This window comes from Chryseobacterium mulctrae (assembly GCF_006175945.1).
Lineage (GTDB): Bacteria > Bacteroidota > Bacteroidia > Flavobacteriales > Weeksellaceae > Chryseobacterium > Chryseobacterium mulctrae.
The window spans coordinates 1,568,613-1,586,978 of the sequence record NZ_VAJL01000001.1 but is presented as its reverse complement, the minus strand read 5'-3'; the positions used below and the strand labels follow the sequence as shown (position 1 = coordinate 1,586,978).

The following is an 18,366-nucleotide window of genomic DNA, read 5'->3' as shown; positions in this document are numbered from 1 at the left end:
TAAACAAATCAGACGTGTAAGTTTATTACTTTATACGTCTAAATAATGTGGCTTAATATAATGATGAATTATTTGTGCTTGTAAGACCTAAAATATTGTGATTTTTACTAAAATCTGCAGTGAAATTTGACTTAAATATTATTTTATTATTATTTGTATTAAATAACCATCTGTTTAAGTTTTTTATTGGGATGGCAACAGGTTTGCAGAGTTTTTGCGTAACTTTAAGAAAAATACACATTTATGCAGATAGAAACACGTACCCTGAAAGTAGATGATTATGAAGAGCTGGTAGAAACCATGCGCAGAGCGTATCCTCAAATGTCAGAATACGTCTGGTCAAAAAAAAGCATTGCCAAGCTGAATAAAATTTTTGAAGCCGGGCAAATCTGCATCACCGTAGATGGGAAAATTGCGGCTGTTGCATTGTCGATTATTGTTAATTATGATGAGTTCGGCGATGATCATACGTATAGTGATATCACCGGAAATTATTCTTTCAATACCCATATTTCAACCGGAAATGTATTATACGGAATCGAAATTTTTGTTGATCCCGAATATCGTAAATTGAGATTGGGAAGAAGATTATACGATGCCCGAAAAGAACTTTGTGAATTATTAAATCTGAAATCTATTATTTTGGGTGGAAGAATTCCCCATTATCATAAGTATAGCAACGAGATCTCGCCTAGAGAATATATTAGAAGAGTAAGAGACAAAGAAATTTATGATCCTGTGCTTTCTTTTCAGCTTTCTAATAATTTTTTACCGATAAAAGTCCTTAAAAAATATCTTCCTGAAGACGAAGCTTCTCATGAAAATGCTGTTTTACTTCAATGGAATAATATTTACTACAGTAAAAAACCAAACACAATGCAGGATAGTGTAATTCGTTTGGGATTGGTACAGTGGCAAATGAGGCAATTTAAAGACATTCATGCATTTTATGAACAGGTGGAGTTTTTTGTGAATGTGATGGGAGATTACAAATCAGATTTTGTGCTTTTCCCGGAATTATTCAATACACCTTTGCTGGCTCCGTTCAATAATCTTTCTGAACGTGACAGTATGATAGAGCTGGCAAAAATTACGGAAGAAATTAAAGCAAAGATTTCAGAGTTGGCAATCAGTTATAATGTGAATATTATTTCCGGAAGTATGCCGATTTTTGAAAACAATGATCTGTACAATGTAAGTTATCTCCTTCACCGTGACGGTAGAATTGACGAATACAGAAAAATTCATATTACACCGAACGAAAGGAAATATTATGGAATGAAAGGCGGAAATGAGATCAAAGCTTTTGATACCGACTGTGGAAAAATTGGTTTGGTCATTTGCTATGATGTAGAATTTCCTGAATTACCAAGAATTTTAGCCGATCAGGGAATGAAAATTTTGTTTGTTCCTTATCTTACCGATACTCAAAATGCTTACATGAGAGTTCGTCATTGCGCTGCAGCAAGAGCCATTGAAAACGAATGTTATGTCGCAATTGCAGGTTGTGTGGGAAATTTACCGGGAGTGAATAACATGGATATTCAGTTTGGTCAGGCTGCGGTTTTCACGCCTTCAGATTTTGCATTTCCTTCGAATGCGGTGAAAGGTGAGGCGACTCCAAATACAGAAATGACGCTGATTGTAGATGTAGATTTAAATTTACTGAAAGATCTTCACTACAATGGTTCTGTTCAGATTCTGAAAGACAGAAGATCAGATTTGTACGAAACGTATTTGAAATAAAATTTATTAAATCATAAAGCACTTTCATATTGGAAGTGCTTTTTGTTTTTAAATAAGATCTTTAGATTATTTAAGTATAATTTCACAATTTATGCAGCCCGTTCCGAATTATAATTTTTCATACAAACCAGACAGTACAAATCTTCTCGCCAAATTCGGTTAACTCTATAATTTAATACCGTATTGATTTCCTGGTCGATGCTTATGTTTTGGGCTATTTTAGGTTTTTCAGTATTTGATTTTTTATCTGATGATTTTTTTTTATCAATATTCACAATCATATTTTTAGAAAAATTATTCTGAATATTTGTTGAATCTTGCTTGAGTTGTTCACTTTGAGAAAAAACGAACTGAAAAGCAAACAAAAGAATAAGAGGTAGAAATGATTTCATCGATGATTATTTGTAAAACTAAGGTAAGAAAAATACATCTACTTTTCTCGTGTTTGTGATTATTAAATTCTGGAATTATAATTTTGTACCATAAATTCCTGTTGCACAACCGTAGAAATAATTTTCTGAGTTTACACTCAAATTATATTTGCTGAATATTTCCTTCACACCGTCACAGTTTTCAAAATTTTCGGTATAGATCCAAAGCATTTTATAATCACTAGGATTTCCTAAAAATAATTTACCCAAAACTGGAATCATTTTACTTAAATACAATTTATAAGGATAATATAAAAGCTTGTTTTTAGGCTTCGAAACTTCCACGAAACTAAATTTACCATTCGGTTTAAGAATTCTGGAAACTTCTTTTGCTAAGATTTCAAATTGCTCTTTATTAAACGTTTTCAAACCATAAGCACAGGAAATGATATCAAAAGAATTTGATTCTAAATTACTCTGTAAAATATCTTCACAAAGCAAGTTCAGCTGGTTTTTGAAAACCTTATTTCCTTTATTTTCTGATTGTGAAATCATTTCTTCAGAAAAATCTAAAGCCGAAAAAGTAGAATTAGGGAAATTTTGCTTTAGGTAAGTCCAGTTTTCACCTAATCCGGAAAGCAGATCAATTACTTTTAAATTGTGCTCAGATTTTCCCAATTTGTTGAGAAACTGCTTTCTCCAACGAATCGAAAAGCCAAACGAAGTAATGTAGTTCATTCTTTCGTACGAACCAGACATCTGATTGAATAACTGTTTTACAAATTTTGGCTCGTAGATATTGTTCATAATTAAAGAAATTTTAGACAGACAATTTAATTCATTTAATACTTAAACTTTTCAGAAATGGTAAAACTTGTGATGAACCATCCAATGTTTCGATAATAATTCCGTTTTCATTAATTAAATAAAGAATGGGATAGCCATTAATTCCAAACTGTTTTTCAAGATTTTTTCGGTCGGAAATTACAGGAAATTTCACTTCTTTGTTAACGAAATATTTCTTGACATTTGCTTTAGAATCTGAACCGAAAATATTAATGAGTTCAATTTTTGGATTTAAATTAAAACCTGAACTTAAAACATAATCTGAAATCATTTTTGAATAACCACAATTGGTTGAAGAAAAAAGGAGAAGGGTTTGTTTTTCTTTTTTTGGATTGAAAGAAAATTTCTCACTGTTAATATTAATTGCTTCAAAAGGCTGAACTAAAGTGTTTTTTGCTAAAGGCTGTAAAGAATCTTGTCTTTCGTAATATTTTAAAGCATAATCTTTTGGAAGAATAACTTTGAAATTGGTCGTTTTATCAAGGAAAATATAATTACTAAATAAATAGGTTACAGTTTGTCCCAATTTTCCATCTACAAAACTTTTTCTTTCAAACTTGCTGATTGTGAAATTTCCCGAAATGTAAATGTGAAATTCGACTTTTATTTCTTTTCCTTCGTAATGATGAATGCTTTCTATGTTTGAATAATGACTGTGAATTTTCCCGTCGATTTGAGTTTCATCAATAAAGCTCCATTTCTGTTTTAGCAACGTGGTTGGTCCAAATTGCCTGAGTCGGGAAGATGTAATTGCAGCGTTTTGATTTTCTTTATTTTCGTATTCGTAAATGGTTTTTTCGGAGTGATTGACTTCGTAATAAAAATTGTTTTTGTAGAATTCCTCCGAAGTTTCGTTCTTGCTGTAGAATTCGAAATCTTTATTTTGAGGTTTATAAACTGTGTATAAAACACTGAAAACAGAAGTTGCATCCGTTTCAGGATTGGGATAATAAGCGGTGGTTTTATAGCTGATTACATTGGCCTGGAAATATTTGCGTTTTGCTTTTTCTAAATCGGGGACTTGTGCGCAAAGTTGAGCGATGTTAAACAGCAATAAAAAAATGCTTATAATCTTCTTCATTTATAATTTTTTATCCTCTTATCTGACTTAAAAGATACAAACTTATCCAAACAGTAAAATAGTAAAGAATAAGATTGATGATCAGATAAATTTTCTCAATTTCGATTGTCTTTTTTCGATTGATGGTTTTTATGCTTCCAAAAATCAAAAAGATTAAAGAAAAGAGAACCATGAAAATCGAAAGAAGAAAAACAGAATTCAATACTTTTTCATAATACATCCATTCAAAATTAAAATTTTGAAGATAGTAATGCTGAATTCCAAAAATAACTATGAAGATAAGTAGAAACAGCTGATATTTATAAACCTTTTCTAATCTCATTTTATTTTAGTTTTATAAATAATAGAGTCATAATTGACAACAACTTTTAAAGAATCAAAATAGTTTTTATGCTCGAAATTTGAATTGAAATCTTTCACATAGTTTTCAATGTTTTTCAAATCAGGAAGAGAGTCATTTTCTGTATTTAGAATAAGCTCGAAATTTTCCAGTTTCGTGATTTTTTTATGTTTTAAATCCCTGAAATACCAAATTGTATCGGTTACATCACCAATTTCCATTTGATAATTGTATTTTTTATTTAAATCATAAAGCAAACCATTAGTTTTTCTTGAAGCTTCGTAATGAGGCACTCTTCGCATTCCCCATGTAAAAGGATTCAGGTAAAATAGCATGGGCAGAAGAATGAGGATAATGAGAATTATAGTTGTAGCTTTTTTCATGAGATAATTTAGTCTGTAATGAAATCTATCTTTTAATCTTTTCCGGTTATAATTTCTGAAATTTTTTCAAACCAGGGTTTAGAATAAATATTTGCATCCATCATCGATTTTTCTCTTTTATTTCTAATTTTTCCTGATTTAAAAAATGTAAAAAGTACTTTATCTTTTAAAATTAATTTATTTGGAGGAAGCGACCTGCTTTGTCCGCCTCCGGAAATTGAGCTTGCAAAGTATTCAATATTTGAAGTTTGATTAGAGATTCTATCTCGGGATAAAACCAACTGAATTTTATTATTAAGACGCAAAGTATCTTTTACTTCAACAGTGGAAAGATAGATGTATTTATTTTTTTTTAAGTCCCATGTTCCAATATTCCAGCTTGATGCAAGATCAAAACCCCAAGTATATTCAAATGTTTTATCTGAATACAATATTAGTTTTTCTCCCAATTCGTTTTGATAAACTCCGGAGATTTTATTTTGGGAAAAGGAATGTATTGAAAGTAAGAAGAAAAATAAGTAGTATGTTTTTCTCATGATAAACTGTCTTTTGATGATCAAAATAAATTTGAAATTAATAATCTAAATTCTGAAAGTACATTTGCAACTCCAAAGCTCTGTTTTTCACGATTTCCTTTTTCTTATTTTCAGCAATATTATACCACATTGTTCCTTCTTTTACTTCAAAATAAAATTTAGTAATGAATTTAAATTCTTTATCTCGATAAATAATCCATTCTTTTTGAGAAGCTTTCAGTATTTCAAAAGCGTCTTTTGGAAGTTTAGATGCGAGAAGATTGTAATATTTATTCAGCTCTTTATCCCAAGACTCTGTTGCTTTTATACTACATTTTCGCATTTCAGCATTCGAAATATCTTGCTTGCCAAAACATTTTGACTCTTCAATATCAATGACGTTTTCTTGCTGATTTTTACTCTGAGAAAATACCAAAACAGAAAGAAAAACAATAATTAGGGTAAGTATATTTTTCATGATCTTTTGTAAAGATTTGTTTTTTTAAGCCCGTGATTATTTATTTTGACAGTTTCAGCATCAAAATTCCAATGCGACAAATTTTCGATAAGTTGATTGGTTAGTTTTTCTATTCCGGAAGTTTGCTGGTAATTAAATTCATAGCCCATTTTTTCGGTAATAATTTCCAATCTGGAATGCCTTTCTTCGTGTAGAAAAGGAATACTGAATGAATTAACTTCTATAATTTCTGCCCATTTTATAAAATCAGTTTTTTCTTTTAGGGTGAAATAAAAACCGTCTTTTTGATAACTGAAAATTCCGTCAAGATTTTCCAGATAATCAACTTCTTTTTCCACAGATTCATAATTATTTTTATCACTTGGATTATAAATCTTCGCAACAGAAAACGTAATCATAATGAAACAGCAGAAAATAATCAAATAAGAAATCCCTTCACTATCAAAAACTGGATAGCTGTAAAAAGTAAAACCTAAAACAACAAAGCAAAAAATGATGATTTTCTTTTCCAATCTATTATGCTTTATAAATTCTTAAATCGATACGGTATTTTCACAATATCAATTACTTTTTCACCCTGATTGTTTTTTCCGGCAATCCACTTTATATTTTGGGTAGATTTTGCAGCGGCAGCTTTCACTTCTTTATTAAAACTTTCATTTTTTCCGAACGTTGAAATATTGAGTACATTTCCTTGTTGGTCTATCTTTAAGATGATTTCTGTATTTAAATTTTCACCAATGTCCTGTAACTTTTCTTTATCAATATTCTCGTCAATTTTCTTCAGAAATACCTTATTCCCATCTGGAAACTGCGCTGGAAAAGTTACTCTCGGTGGTGGTGGAACAGACTGATCCTGCGGTTGGGAAGATTGGTAGCGGTCTGCGATTTTTGTTTCTTGTTTTTGAGAAAGTAAAGTTTGAAATGATAATATTAGTAATATCAGAAAGAATTTTTCCATAAATTTTAAAATTTCGTTCAAACGTTTTTTAAGTTTGATGTTTATTATAAAGACTTTATTTCATTTGTCTAATGATTGTTTGTATATCTTCAATAAGCGTGATGCTATCTTTGTCTTTAAATCGGTCTAAATCTAAAGCTAACTTTTCAAAATTATGATTTACTTTTTCGGTTTCGGAGTCAGATTTAAATTTGTAAGCATCTCTTAATTTATCTGTAAATTCAAACATTTTATTAAGAATATTTATAAATGGAATTAAAGTTTTAAATATTTCTTCAACATCTAACTCTATTAACATTTTATAAACTTTTGTAGAATCTTTGTCATAATGAATAGATAAATTTCTTTGAATTTGAAGAAGTTCAAAATTCATTTTTAAATATTCGTCTAAATCTTTTGTAATTTCACTATACTCACCTTGTAAAGATTTTAATTCATTTTGAATAATATTTCCAATTTCCTTTATCCAATATGAGTTATTTCTGTATCTGGAAATGATATCACCATGCTTGTTTTCATGGATGAAATTGTATATTTTCTTGTATGCTTCACTAATTATTACAATTATTTGTCTTGCAGAATAAATATTTTCATAATTACTTTTAGATTTAGAATGTATTAAAATCGCTGAGCACAAGTCCATCGATACAATACCTAAAAATAGTCTATAGTTGATTAGATCTTTTAATCCTGCAATTTCTAGAGTAATATTTATCTTTTCAAAAACTTTTTCAGTTTCTTCTATTTTATCAAGACTTTTATGAAGTTGATCAGTTTCAAACATTAATTGTTCTAATCTTTTTTCTGAACTTAGCTGAAGATTTTCAAAATTTATATTGCTCATATTTTTTAATTATTTTGTTAGATATTAAAGAGAAATTCAATTCATCCCAAGAACAATCCTCCCATCAACTTCCTTCAGCAAACCTTTCCCAACCAATTCCTCCACAGAAAAATTTACTACAGAATCAATCTGAGAACCCACTTTTGCAAAACCAAAAGTTTTACAAATCGCACGAATCAATTCGTCCTTATTTAAACTCAAACTTGAATGCATCAATTCCATAATAGCAACCGAAATTTCTTCAGGTGCAATCTCGTCAATCAGTCTTTTTTCTATTGAATTGTCTCGGTAGAAATCAAGATTTTGAGGTTGTAGATTTTCGCTCCAGTAAAATTTCTGATAACTTTCTGTGGTTTGTACATTCGGGATAGAATTCAAAGTTTCCAAAAGATAATTATTCATTTTTCCACCTGCTCTTGAAGTATTCCAAAGCTTAAGAATCTTCCTGAATAAAGCATTCTGACTAATCGGTGATTCGGTATCAATAATCGTTTTAATCTGATTTAAAAGAACGGATTTATTTTCAAAAAGATAAATAGATTCTGAATTTGCATTAATTTCTGGGCTCAATTCTGCTGCAGCATAAGGAATCATTTTCGAAGGTTTTTCAGTTTCCGAAACTTCACTCAGATATACTTTCTCAGAAGTTTTCAGTTCAATGATTTCTTCCTTTTTTTCTTTTACTTGAGTTTTAATTTTTTCAATTTCAGCCTGAATTTTTTCAACAATTTTTTCTTTATTTTTAATCCAGTCCAGAGTCCAGATTCTGAAAACATTCCAACCTAAACCTTTCAAAACATTCGGAACAAGCAATTCTCGGTCATTGGTTGTATTGATGTTAAAATAATTTTCACTATCCAGTAAAATTGCCATCAGATATTCGCTTTCATTTTCAGGATTAATTACGCCGATATCAATTTTATATTCTGAAGTTCCGATATTGGTTTTTATTTTCAGACCGCTTTCCTCCAAATGTTTCGCAATCGAATTCACCATCAGTTTTTGCTGATTTACCGTTTGATTTGAATTGTGATAAACCAAACCTTTCTCAGAAAAATTCAGGAAGTTTTTTAACCCTAAAACACCTTCTGAACTTGTTCTGTTCATATCGATTTGGTCGCCTTTTAACGAAGAAAAAACTTTCATTTCGTAACGCGCTCTTGTTACGGCAACATTTAGTCGTCTCCAACCTCCATCTCGGTTGAGCGGACCAAAATTCATCGAAACTTTTCCGTCTTCATCAGGACCGTAACCAATTGAAAACAGAATAATATCTCTTTCGTCACCTTGTACATTTTCAAGATTTTTAATGAAAATTGGTTCTTCAGAATTGATAGCAAATTCTTCCAAATGGGGATTTTCCTGAAATAATTTCTGCAGTAAATCTTCAATCAGACTTTGTTGAGTCTGGCTGAAAGTAACCACACCAATTGATTTTTTATTTTTATTTTCGAGATGAATTCTGATGTATTCAATGATTGCTTCAGCTTCATTTTTATTGGTTCTCGTTTTTCCTTTATCGTAAAATCCATCGATAAATTCAAATGTCACTTTTCTGTTTAAGTCATCCGGAGACGGGAAAGTAAGCAGTTTATTATCATAAAAATGAGCGTTTGAGAAAGAAATCAAACTTTCATGCTTGCTTCGGTAATGCCTCAATAAATAATTTGACGGAATTGAAAGCGCCAAACAATCATCCAAAATACTTTCAAGATCTTCGAGTTCAAAATTTTCTTCATCCACTTTTTGGGAAGCAAAAAAGCTTGTCGGTGGCATCTGTTTCGGATCTCCAACAATAATCGCCTGTTTTGCTCTCGCCAAAGCACTTACCGCTTCAGAAGTTGGTAATTGCGAAGCTTCATCAAAAATCACAATGTCAAAATGCTCTTCATTTACGTCAAAATATTGCGCTACCGAAATCGGACTCATCAACATGCAAGGTTTCAGCCTCGGAATTAAGGTCGGAATCTGGTCAAATAATTTTCTGATAGATAAACCACGTCCTTTGTTTCGAATTGCTTTTTGCAGAATCCCTATTTCTGAGCTTTGAACGGCTTCCTGAGAAAAATTCGGAATTCTATCGCTGAGTTTCATCGTTAACTGATTTTTGGTCAGTTCTGTAAATTCTTTGTGAAGATTTTTATATTGCTGAATCTGAGATTCGTAAATATTCGCATCAAAACCATTCAATGTTCCCGAACCGTAAATGATTTTAATGAATAAATTCAGATGAATGATTTTTTCAAATTCAAGCTCAATAGATTCTGTATCGAGCCAACCTTTTTCTAAGAAATTAATGAACCAGTTTAGGTTTAAATCTTGTGCTTTTTCTTTTAAAACATTAAAATTAATCCAGTCTTCCAACTGATGAATATTCTGTACAACAGTTTGCAGTTCTGTATCGTTTGGAATTTCATCCACATATTCCAAAAGTTGAGTTTCTGCATTGTGGAAATCTTTTAAAGTTTCCAGAACTTCAGAAATAGGCTGACTGTTATTCTTTCTTGATGAAATATCTTTTAACCATTCCGGGAAATTTGGAATTGAAATTTTTTGCGCTAAATCTTTTGCATTTTCAAGGGTTTTTAAATCTTTTTCAATTGCTGAAATATCAAATGAATTTCCATTAAAATAAAGATTCGTAACCGAAGAAAGTGCATTGTAATGAAGGTTGTTTAATTGATTTTTAAGTTGCTGATAACTTTCAAGCTTTTCAAAAAGTCCGTCAATCTGCACATCAGATTCTATTCCTGATTTTGCATAGCCGTTCAGTTGTTGCTTTACTTTTCTTTGTTTAAACCATTTCGGAATAAACCAGGTGTGTTTTGCCTGATTCCACAACAATTTTAATGAAGCGAAATCTACATTTAAAATAGAAGAATTAAAACTTGAGGTGATTTGATTTTCAGTTTGTTGAAACTGCGTTTGCTGAGTCATCCAGTTTTTAAATAAATTCAACTGACCTTCATTGAAAACAAGGTCGACCAAACCAGCTTTTACCGGATTTTCTTTTAAATATTCAAGAATTTCTATGCTGTCAGAATTGGAAACTTCATCCAATTTGAACTGGCTTTTTACTTGTTCAGCCGCATTTTTCTTTTCATTAAATTGAGAAATTGCCGAAAGAATCAGATTTTTATTTTCAAATTGATGGTTTGAAGTTTTGATTGGTCTCAAAGCATGAAGCGAAGGCTGTCCGATTTTCTGCACAATCGAAGCAAACGGAATCAACCAGTCTTTCCACTGATTCCAATTGAAAACATCGGCACTTTCCAAAGGGAAATTGATATGAAAACGTTCATCAGGTTGTACATGATTGGTTTCCAAAAAGGCAATGGTATCAAATAAACTCCATCCAATCGGGAATTTTTTGTGCAATTCATTTACATATTTCCCAAGCTCTTTTCTGCGTTCGTCGAGACGTTTTGCCTCTTCGTGATAATCGGCATTGATTTTATATTTCGGAACTTCAAGTGTTCTTTCAAACTGTTTTAAAACATCTGATTTTTTAGATTTATTGGAATGCAATTCGAGACAAAATGCGCCCAAACCAATATTTTCCAATCGATGATGAACCACATCCAAAGCCGCTTTTTTCGCTGCAACAAAAAGTACTTTTTTATCATTCGCCAAAGCATCGGCAATAATGTTGGTAATTGTCTGTGACTTTCCCGTTCCTGGAGGTCCGTGAAGAATAAAACTTTTATTGAGATTAGCATTTTTCACGGCATTCAACTGAGAATTGTCGGTGGAAATTGGCAAAACCAATTCTGAAGCTGAAATATTTTCTAAACTTTGAGCATCATTTTCTACGCTTTCCAAAGTTCCCGTAAGTTTACCGTCAATCAAGCTTTTTACAATCGAGCTTTTCTGAATTTCTTCAGAATATTTTGAAATATCCTGCCAAAGAATCAATTTATTAAAGGAAAAAATCCCCAAAACCAATTGTTCCAACACATCCCAACCTTCAAGATTAAGTACCGCATTTCTGATGATTGCCAAAACTTTCGGAACATCAACGCCCGATTCGTCCATCGGAAGATTTTCAAGACTGTTGATGTTGAGTTTGAATTCCTGTTTTAGATATTCAAGCAACGTAATGTTGATCATCGTTTCTTCTTCACGACTTCGAAGCGTAAATTTAGAATTCACAGATTTTCTCGACAGTTCAACCGGAATCAATAAAATCGGAGCCAATCTTGGAACTTCTTTATTTTTCGGTTCAAACCATTTTAATAATCCGATTCCTAAATATAATGTGCTTTTTCCATTTTCTTCTTCAGCTAATTTTGCACTTCTGTAAAGATTGGTAAGAATATTATCGAGGTCATCCTGATGATAATACGTTAATAGTCGGTTGTATTTAAACTCATCTTCCGCCAGTTTGAAAAGCGGTTGCGACTGATGTAAAGGTTCGCCATACAAATTGTATTTTCTGAGAATAGTCTGATTATTGTCGGGCAGAATCGTAAATGATTTTCCGTCGGCTAAACTGTCTTCAAGCACATTAATTTTAGAATCAACTAACTGAAGCATACTTTTGGTAAACCGCAAATTCAGAAGATTATTTCTAAGCGAAAGATCGAGCAGTTTTCTTTCCCAGATTTTCTGTTTGGTGAGATTTGAAAAATCGGTCAGCTCGAGATCGTCATATTGTGTTCCCAAATCAAAATCCTGATCAAATTTTGCAGAGTTTTGAACAGGTTTTAAATCTTCTGCCGAATTATTTTCATTTTTCAAAAGTGGGAGAGGAGAAATTCCCGCTGACCTTGCATTTTTGATGTCTAATGAAAGCAGAAATTTTGAAGAATCCATCAATTGAGTTTCTGCAGAATTCATCGCATCTTTGAATGAAATGTTGCTTCCTTTGCACAGATTGGTAGATTCAATTAAAGCAATTTCTTTAATTCCAGTCGCAATTCTTTTAGAAATCGCAGATTGGTCAAAATTAATCATTCCATCAAATCGCTGGTCATCGAGCCAGACTCCCACGAAAGCATGACCTTCCGTTACAACAATCAACGGATTTAAATCGATTGCTTCTAGACACGCTGCAAAAAGTAGAGAAATATCAATGCAGTTTCCAAATTTTGTTTCTAAAACCGTATCAACAAGCCTGATTCTTTGTCCGTTTTTTTCAAAACTTGGCGGCATTGCGCTGTAAATCAGTTCCAGATTTTGGATAGATTTGTAAATTGCCGAAACCATCTGCAAAACTCTTTCCTTACTTTTTTGCTGATAGCCTTCAAACGAAGGCGTAAGTTTATTTCTTGCTAAAATATCAATCGCGTCAGCTTTAATTTTGTATAAAGAAGTATTGTTTGAAAGAACATACGAAGCCAAAAGTTGCGGATACGATTGCAATCCTCCAAAATAATCCATCGGGAGAACTTCTATGCTGAAACTTTTTTCATAAATAGATTCTCCGTCTTTAAAGACCTGAATTTTGATTTGGTCTAAATCTTTTTCCGTAAGTCTTTTCAACAAAGCATTATTAAAAACAAAGTTGAAAAGAGAAATTTTATATAGTGAATTCTGCCTTATTTTATCAATATAGACATCATATTTTTCAAATATACCCAAAGATGAGGTTATCTGAAGGTTTAGATTTTCAAAATCTTCACTCACTTCTCTGAAAGCAATGCTCTGCAGAAAAGGATATTGGTTTAAACAAAAAGTATAATTGAAATAAGGATTGTGCTGTATCTGTAATTCAAACGGAATAATCTGCTCCATAAATGTTTTTTGTGATTGTCACTCTCTTTTTCGGGAGATAATGCAATTTAGAAATAAAACAGATAATCACAAAACAGTTTGGCTCAGTGAGGATGAAAATTACGAATTAGTCGAATGCCAATGCAATCATTTAATTCTTTCTTTTTCCATTAAAAACTACATCAAAAGCCAAGTAGCTCACATCATACGGATGATTTCCTCCTACCAGATTATTCATATAACCAATATCAAAAGTTACTGCAGAATGTTTTGGAGTTACTGAATAATATGCCAAAAAACGGCTTTCATGATATTTCAAATCACTCCATTCTTTTGAAAGTGCATTTTTTTCTGTTGAAAATAATTGTTCGGAACTTAAAATTAATTTTTTTGAAGAATCTTCATTCAGATCAATACTAAATTGCAGACGCAATCGACTTCTTAAAGCAAAAGATTCGGCATCTTCCAAACTTTTTGGAGCGAAAAATTTTCTGAACTCCTGTCTGAAAGTAGGAGTTACTTTAAGTTTTGAACTTTTAAAAACGTGCGATAATCGACCATATAATCTAATTTCCTGTTGATCAACAATATTATTATCGGCTGAGTTTTTCTCTTTTTGATTTCTGAAACTTACCGCAAAAGAATATTTCCAGTTGTTCTTGAGTTGCTTATAAAATTCCTGATTGAGAACTAAAATTGAAGGTTTTTCTATAGGATTGAGTGATGTTTCACCCGTTCGTCCCATTCCGAAATAACTCATAGATTCCCAATTTTCACCCAACTTTTGCTTTATTCCTGCAGCGAACCAGCTCGCCGTTTTAGCATGTCCCAAACCCGGCGGACTGATTTGTGCAGAAATATTTACAGCAAAAAAACATACAATGGAAATGACCAAAAATCTCCTCATTTTAATCTTCTTTTTTTTGTAAAATTCTTCCCTGTGCATCAAAAACAACTTTCCATTCCTGAGAATAATTTTTCAATTCTACGTTGTAAATTACTTTTCCGCTTTCTGTTATTTTTTTAATATCATCAGTTTTGTAACCATTAAATGACCTTTTAATCGAAGCTAAAACGGTTTTTGGAAGATTACTTTTTGAGATTTCTTCTTCATGTCTTACCAGTTTTCCGTCTCTAGAATATAAAATTTTATGGTCATCGCCTAAAAATCCGGTTTCAAATTCTACTTCGTAATAATTTCCTTTAATTTCCCAGTCGATATCGGCTGCTTTTGGAAAAGATTTTTGAAAATGATTTAAAATCACCGAAGGAACTTCGCTCTGACGAATATCTTGTGCTGAAATATTGGTAATACTTAAACCTAAAATGCTGATTGTTAAAATTAAATTTTTCATAATGTAAATTTTTAATAGTGCTAATTTCCGACATGATTCTGGAAACATTTGGGAACAACAGTTTCTGTTGATTAATTTTATGATTGATTTTATAAATTTTTTAGAATTATGATTTGAAAACCTGTGACCTTTTGAAAACGAAACAAAAAATCAAAGTTCATACACCAATCTGAAAAATGAAGAGATACTTTCATCTTGATGAGAAACGGGAATTCCAGTAACAATTCCTACTGCAAAATGAGAATCAAGCTTAATCTTTACTTGCGGACGAAGCGTCACCAACATTTTTCCGTGACTGATTTCTTTATTGACTTCCATCCCGATAAAATGACCTGAATTGGGTAAAGAATACATCATCGAACTATTGATCTGCCAATCGACCGGAGTGTTATTTTCTCCCAATTGATGTTGAATCATCGGATAAGTGTAAACCAAAGTGTGAATATGTGAACCCCATTTTTTAGCCGCTATAAAAAACGGACTGTACACCAAACCTGTAATGAATTTTCCTTTTCCATAATTTTTGAAATCTGTAAATTCTATCACCTGAGTATACCCTAAAGCCAAAGAAGTCTGAGATTTTTCCGAAACAAAAAAAGTATATTGCGCAGAAAGTCTGAGTCCGTCTAATCGGTTTCCGGGAATCTGTTCTTTGGTTGCATTATTTTTCGGACTGAAAAAAGAGAAATCAGTTTCTACTTCTAAACCTAACCGATTCATCGGTGCAAATTCATATTCGGCCAAATATCCGTTTTCTCTGTAATTTTTCCCACTTGAAAAATCAGCTCCCAAATTAAATTCTTTTTCTCCTTTTCTTGCGCCAAGATCTCTCACCAAATCCTGAAAAATAGGTTCAGCGTGAGATACTTTTACTGGTTTAGATTGTGTTTGTGCGAATGCTGAAAAGCATCCTAAAATGTTTAAAATTCCTACCGCTAAGATTAGTTTTGTTGTTTTCATACAGCAAATCAACGGTACGAATCGGGAAAATTTTGGGAAGAAATCTGGAAAGAAATGGGAATTTGTTTAAAAGTAAAAAGTAGTTTTTATTAAACCTAAAAAATAATGCAGATTATTTAAACGCAAAGATTTATATAAAAAGTGAAATCTAAGGAGCAAAGGTTGCGACAAGTCGCTTATGAAGCTTGAAAATAAGGTACGCTTAAAATCAATTTTATTGATTATTCTTTGCTCCTTAAATTTTAAGACAGACAAGAAAATCTTTGCGTTAAAAAAAATAACGCATTAAAAATTCACTGAAAATTCATGCATTCCATTTTTAAAATCATAAGAAACTGAAAAATCATACAATTCCGCAATCGCTTTTACAATCGCCAATCCCAATCCGCTTCCAGACTGATGTTGCTCAGATTTCTGAAAACGTGTAAATATCTTTTCATGGCTTAAAGAATGATCTGTTCCGGTATTGAGAACACTTAATTTTTTTGCATCAATTTTCACCTCCACTTTTCCGGATTTTATATTGTGGAAAATAGCATTTCGCAATAAATTAGAAACGATAATATTGATTAATGCAGCATCAGCTTTTACCAAGAGCTCGCTGTTTTCAGAAAAAATGATTTCGACTTCTTTAAATTCAGCAATATCACTAAGATCTTCTATATTTTTTTCAACAATATCATTGACTTTAATTTCCTGATTGTCAAAAAACTGTTTGTTTTCAATTTTTGTAAGCAAAAGAAGCGATTTATTGAGACGAACCAATCTTTCAATAATTTCCATGATCTCAGCAATCTTTTCTGCCTGATTTTCTGTGAAATTTTCTTTTTCAATCAACAATTCAAGTTTACTGATGGCAATCGCTAAAGGAGTCTGAAGTTCGTGAGAAGCATTTCCAATAAATTCTTTTTGCTGTTCGTAACTTTTTTCGCTGTATTGCAATAAAGTAGTAACGGCATCCTGCAAATCACTGAATTCTTTGGTTTTTGTTTCAGTATTTGGGAAGCTTTTACTGATTCCTAAACGGTAATTTTTAAGCTCATCAAGAAGTTCATAAAAAGGTTTCCAAAGTCTTTGTAATACAATGTTATTAATCATCAAAATACTGAAAATCAAAAGAACGTATAATCCTGCAGCATCCCAAAGCAATTCTTTTACAAGATCATCTTCTTCAACCATATTATTGAAGATTTTAAGTTGATAAAAGTTTCCATTTTGTTCAAAAACGGTTGTCAAAATTCTTACAGGTTCTAGTTCCGGAGCTTCATCATCGGCATCTTGTGCGTAGATTTCAGTGTCTTCATAAGTGTCTTTAAAACTGAGAGCTTCTTCTTCGCTTATTTTATTAACGGAAAAAAAACCTTCATCAAAAGTTTTTTGCTGTAAAATCGTGGAATCTTTTTCTGCTTTAAAAACAATTTGTCTTTTATAGTTTTCTAGTTCTTCATCTACACTTCCTTTGATTTCATCAAGCATATTGAAATAAAAAATCACTGACCATAAACTTACGATCAGCAAAAGATAGGTCATCAGATGAAGAATAGATTTATTGAGAAGTTTCATTTTTCTATTAATTTGTAACCGATTCCGTAGACTGACTCAATCTCAATTTCGGCATTCGATTGCTGTAGTTTTTTTCTTAAATTTTTAATCTGATAATAAATAAAATCAAAATTATCTGCCTGATCGATGTGATCTCCCCAAACATGTTCTGCCAAAGCTGTTTTGGTTACCAAACGTTTTTTATTAAGCAGAAAAAAATGAAGAATATCAAATTCTTTTCGGTTAAGGGTAATATTTTCTCCATCAACAATAAAAGTTCTTTCGGTAAGATCCAGTTCAATATTGGCTATCTCAATACTATTTTTACCTTCCTGATTTTTTCTTCGAAGAACTGCTTTTATTCTGGCGTTGAGCTCGGCATTATGAAAAGGTTTGGTTAAATAATCATCGGCTCCGAGTTCCAATCCTGTCAGTTTATCGTCGAGAGAATCTTTTGCAGAAATAATGATGACATTTTCCGATTTTCCCATGTCTTTAAGCTGTTGAAGAAGTTGCAGACCATTTCCTCCCGGAAGCATAATATCTAGCAGAATACAATCATAAGTGTACAAAGCAATTTTTTCACTTGCCGAATGATAATTTTCTGCGGTTTCAATAAGAAACTGTTCCTGAATCAAAGAATCATGAATTGATTTTAAAAGTTCTTTTTCGTCTTCTACAACAAGGATTTTCATACAACAAAGGTAGAGAATGATTCTGGAAAGAGTTGGGAATTATACTTTTTTTGAGTTTTCTAAATATTGCTTCAGTTCATTTTGTTTCTGCGTTCCAATCAAAACTTTCTTCTCATCATTTAAAATAATTTGTAGCCCTTTATTTCCTTTTACATTATAAGCTTTTCCTTTTCCGAAAAGACCTTAACGCATTCCCCAACCTCCATATTCTGTTAATGGCGAATATTTTCTGACATAAGCTTTTTTAATATTCCTCCAGGGATAATATCTGAATGTAATTTGAAACGGAAAAAATCGTACAGAAATTCCCTGTTCATCAATTTTGGTTTCCAGCCTAATAACAAGAAATAAAATGATGACAAGAATTGGGATAAGAATTGATATTGCTAATTCAAGTGGAGAAAAATACTGTCGGTCTTCAATAAAATTATAAATGGTATAGATCATTACTGCGGAAAGCAATAACCAAAGCCACCATTGAGTAAATCTTTGTTTTTCGGTAAATTCAAGTTTGTTTTCCATGTTTTTGAAGAA

The 18,366-nt window shown here is 31.7% G+C and carries 18 protein-coding genes; 1 reads left to right on the top strand and 17 read right to left on the bottom strand.

Translation table 11 applies throughout. The features are described from left to right. Positions 1-243: 243 nt before the first annotated feature. Complete coding sequence (locus FDY99_RS07060; protein ID WP_074232171.1) at positions 244-1,746, top strand: bifunctional GNAT family N-acetyltransferase/carbon-nitrogen hydrolase family protein; 1,503 nt, start codon at positions 244-246, stop codon at positions 1,744-1,746. Between the two features lie 89 nt (positions 1,747-1,835). On the opposite strand, the gene FDY99_RS07055 is transcribed toward FDY99_RS07060, so the two are convergent. From FDY99_RS07055 to FDY99_RS06975, 17 genes are all read right to left on the bottom strand, one after another. Further along, positions 1,836-2,138, bottom strand: coding sequence for a hypothetical protein (locus FDY99_RS07055; protein WP_139420296.1), 303 nt, complete (start codon positions 2,136-2,138; stop codon positions 1,836-1,838). A 75-nt stretch (positions 2,139-2,213) separates the two neighbouring features. Next, positions 2,214-2,924 (bottom strand): class I SAM-dependent methyltransferase, encoded by a 711-nt coding sequence (locus tag FDY99_RS07050; protein ID WP_139420294.1) that lies wholly within the window; start codon positions 2,922-2,924, stop codon positions 2,214-2,216. 31 nt (positions 2,925-2,955) lie between these two features. Continuing rightward, a complete protein-coding gene (locus FDY99_RS07045) occupies positions 2,956-4,044 on the bottom strand; it encodes a TlpA family protein disulfide reductase (protein WP_139420292.1) in 1,089 nt (362 codons plus the stop codon). Between the two features lie 10 nt (positions 4,045-4,054). Then, positions 4,055-4,366 carry a hypothetical protein gene (locus FDY99_RS07040; RefSeq protein WP_139420290.1) on the bottom strand — a complete coding sequence of 104 codons (312 nt, stop codon included), beginning with the start codon at positions 4,364-4,366 and terminating at the stop codon, positions 4,055-4,057. After that, entirely contained in the window at positions 4,363-4,767 is a 405-nt protein-coding gene (locus FDY99_RS07035; protein ID WP_139420288.1) for a hypothetical protein, read from the bottom strand. The genes FDY99_RS07040 and FDY99_RS07035 overlap by 4 nt, the downstream gene beginning before the upstream one ends. 32 nt (positions 4,768-4,799) lie before the next feature. Then, complete coding sequence (locus FDY99_RS07030; protein WP_139420286.1) at positions 4,800-5,303, bottom strand: hypothetical protein; 504 nt, start codon at positions 5,301-5,303, stop codon at positions 4,800-4,802. A gap of 37 nt (positions 5,304-5,340) precedes the next feature. Next, a complete protein-coding gene (locus FDY99_RS07025) occupies positions 5,341-5,760 on the bottom strand; it encodes a lysozyme inhibitor LprI family protein (protein ID WP_139420272.1) in 420 nt (139 codons plus the stop codon). Beyond that, positions 5,757-6,272: a hypothetical protein gene (locus FDY99_RS07020; RefSeq protein WP_139420270.1), complete on the bottom strand. Its 516-nt coding sequence runs from the start codon at positions 6,270-6,272 to the stop codon at positions 5,757-5,759. The genes FDY99_RS07025 and FDY99_RS07020 overlap by 4 nt, the downstream gene beginning before the upstream one ends. A gap of 11 nt (positions 6,273-6,283) precedes the next feature. Beyond that, positions 6,284-6,721 (bottom strand): hypothetical protein, encoded by a 438-nt coding sequence (locus tag FDY99_RS07015; RefSeq protein ID WP_139420268.1) that lies wholly within the window; start codon positions 6,719-6,721, stop codon positions 6,284-6,286. A 55-nt stretch (positions 6,722-6,776) separates the two neighbouring features. Further along, a complete protein-coding gene (locus tag FDY99_RS07010) occupies positions 6,777-7,565 on the bottom strand; it encodes a V-type ATP synthase subunit I domain-containing protein (protein WP_139420267.1) in 789 nt (262 codons plus the stop codon). 36 nt (positions 7,566-7,601) lie between these two features. Continuing rightward, complete coding sequence (locus FDY99_RS07005) at positions 7,602-13,301, bottom strand: DUF3320 domain-containing protein (protein ID WP_139420265.1); 5,700 nt, start codon at positions 13,299-13,301, stop codon at positions 7,602-7,604. Between the two features lie 130 nt (positions 13,302-13,431). After that, a complete protein-coding gene (locus tag FDY99_RS07000) occupies positions 13,432-14,187 on the bottom strand; it encodes a DUF2490 domain-containing protein (RefSeq protein ID WP_162304148.1) in 756 nt (251 codons plus the stop codon). A 1-nt stretch (position 14,188) separates the two neighbouring features. Further along, the gene (locus FDY99_RS06995) at positions 14,189-14,635 is read right to left on the bottom strand and encodes a PepSY-like domain-containing protein (RefSeq protein WP_139420261.1); all 447 of its coding nucleotides are present in this window, start codon (positions 14,633-14,635) and stop codon (positions 14,189-14,191) included. A gap of 150 nt (positions 14,636-14,785) precedes the next feature. Continuing rightward, positions 14,786-15,595, bottom strand: coding sequence for an HAEPLYID family protein (locus FDY99_RS06990; RefSeq protein ID WP_139420259.1), 810 nt, complete (start codon positions 15,593-15,595; stop codon positions 14,786-14,788). A 285-nt stretch (positions 15,596-15,880) separates the two neighbouring features. Beyond that, positions 15,881-17,158, bottom strand: coding sequence for a sensor histidine kinase (locus tag FDY99_RS06985; protein ID WP_139420257.1), 1,278 nt, complete (start codon positions 17,156-17,158; stop codon positions 15,881-15,883). Then, complete coding sequence (locus tag FDY99_RS06980) at positions 17,155-17,832, bottom strand: response regulator transcription factor (RefSeq protein ID WP_139420254.1); 678 nt, start codon at positions 17,830-17,832, stop codon at positions 17,155-17,157. The genes FDY99_RS06985 and FDY99_RS06980 overlap by 4 nt, the downstream gene beginning before the upstream one ends. Before the next feature lie 183 nt (positions 17,833-18,015). Then, on the bottom strand, positions 18,016-18,354 hold the full coding sequence (locus tag FDY99_RS06975) for a hypothetical protein (RefSeq protein ID WP_139420252.1): 339 nt from the start codon (positions 18,352-18,354) through the stop codon (positions 18,016-18,018). Positions 18,355-18,366 lie beyond the last annotated feature (12 nt).

Excerpts from the sequence above, each read along its gene's own strand:
- FDY99_RS07060 (WP_074232171.1), top strand. The coding sequence starts at position 244 with ATGCAGATAGAAACACGTACCCTGAAAGTAGATGATTATGAAGAGCTG.
- FDY99_RS07055 (WP_139420296.1), bottom strand. The coding sequence starts at position 2,138 with ATGAAATCATTTCTACCTCTTATTCTTTTGTTTGCTTTTCAGTTCGTT.
- FDY99_RS07050 (WP_139420294.1), bottom strand. The coding sequence starts at position 2,924 with ATGAACAATATCTACGAGCCAAAATTTGTAAAACAGTTATTCAATCAG.
- FDY99_RS07045 (WP_139420292.1), bottom strand. The coding sequence starts at position 4,044 with ATGAAGAAGATTATAAGCATTTTTTTATTGCTGTTTAACATCGCTCAA.
- FDY99_RS07040 (WP_139420290.1), bottom strand. The coding sequence starts at position 4,366 with ATGAGATTAGAAAAGGTTTATAAATATCAGCTGTTTCTACTTATCTTC.
- FDY99_RS07035 (WP_139420288.1), bottom strand. The coding sequence starts at position 4,767 with ATGAAAAAAGCTACAACTATAATTCTCATTATCCTCATTCTTCTGCCC.
- FDY99_RS07030 (WP_139420286.1), bottom strand. The coding sequence starts at position 5,303 with ATGAGAAAAACATACTACTTATTTTTCTTCTTACTTTCAATACATTCC.
- FDY99_RS07025 (WP_139420272.1), bottom strand. The coding sequence starts at position 5,760 with ATGAAAAATATACTTACCCTAATTATTGTTTTTCTTTCTGTTTTGGTA.
- FDY99_RS07015 (WP_139420268.1), bottom strand. The coding sequence starts at position 6,721 with ATGGAAAAATTCTTTCTGATATTACTAATATTATCATTTCAAACTTTA.
- FDY99_RS07010 (WP_139420267.1), bottom strand. The coding sequence starts at position 7,565 with ATGAGCAATATAAATTTTGAAAATCTTCAGCTAAGTTCAGAAAAAAGA.
- FDY99_RS07005 (WP_139420265.1), bottom strand. The coding sequence starts at position 13,301 with ATGGAGCAGATTATTCCGTTTGAATTACAGATACAGCACAATCCTTAT.
- FDY99_RS07000 (WP_162304148.1), bottom strand. The coding sequence starts at position 14,187 with ATGAGGAGATTTTTGGTCATTTCCATTGTATGTTTTTTTGCTGTAAAT.
- FDY99_RS06995 (WP_139420261.1), bottom strand. The coding sequence starts at position 14,635 with ATGAAAAATTTAATTTTAACAATCAGCATTTTAGGTTTAAGTATTACC.
- FDY99_RS06990 (WP_139420259.1), bottom strand. The coding sequence starts at position 15,595 with ATGAAAACAACAAAACTAATCTTAGCGGTAGGAATTTTAAACATTTTA.
- FDY99_RS06985 (WP_139420257.1), bottom strand. The coding sequence starts at position 17,158 with ATGAAACTTCTCAATAAATCTATTCTTCATCTGATGACCTATCTTTTG.
- FDY99_RS06980 (WP_139420254.1), bottom strand. The coding sequence starts at position 17,832 with ATGAAAATCCTTGTTGTAGAAGACGAAAAAGAACTTTTAAAATCAATT.
- FDY99_RS06975 (WP_139420252.1), bottom strand. The coding sequence starts at position 18,354 with ATGGAAAACAAACTTGAATTTACCGAAAAACAAAGATTTACTCAATGG.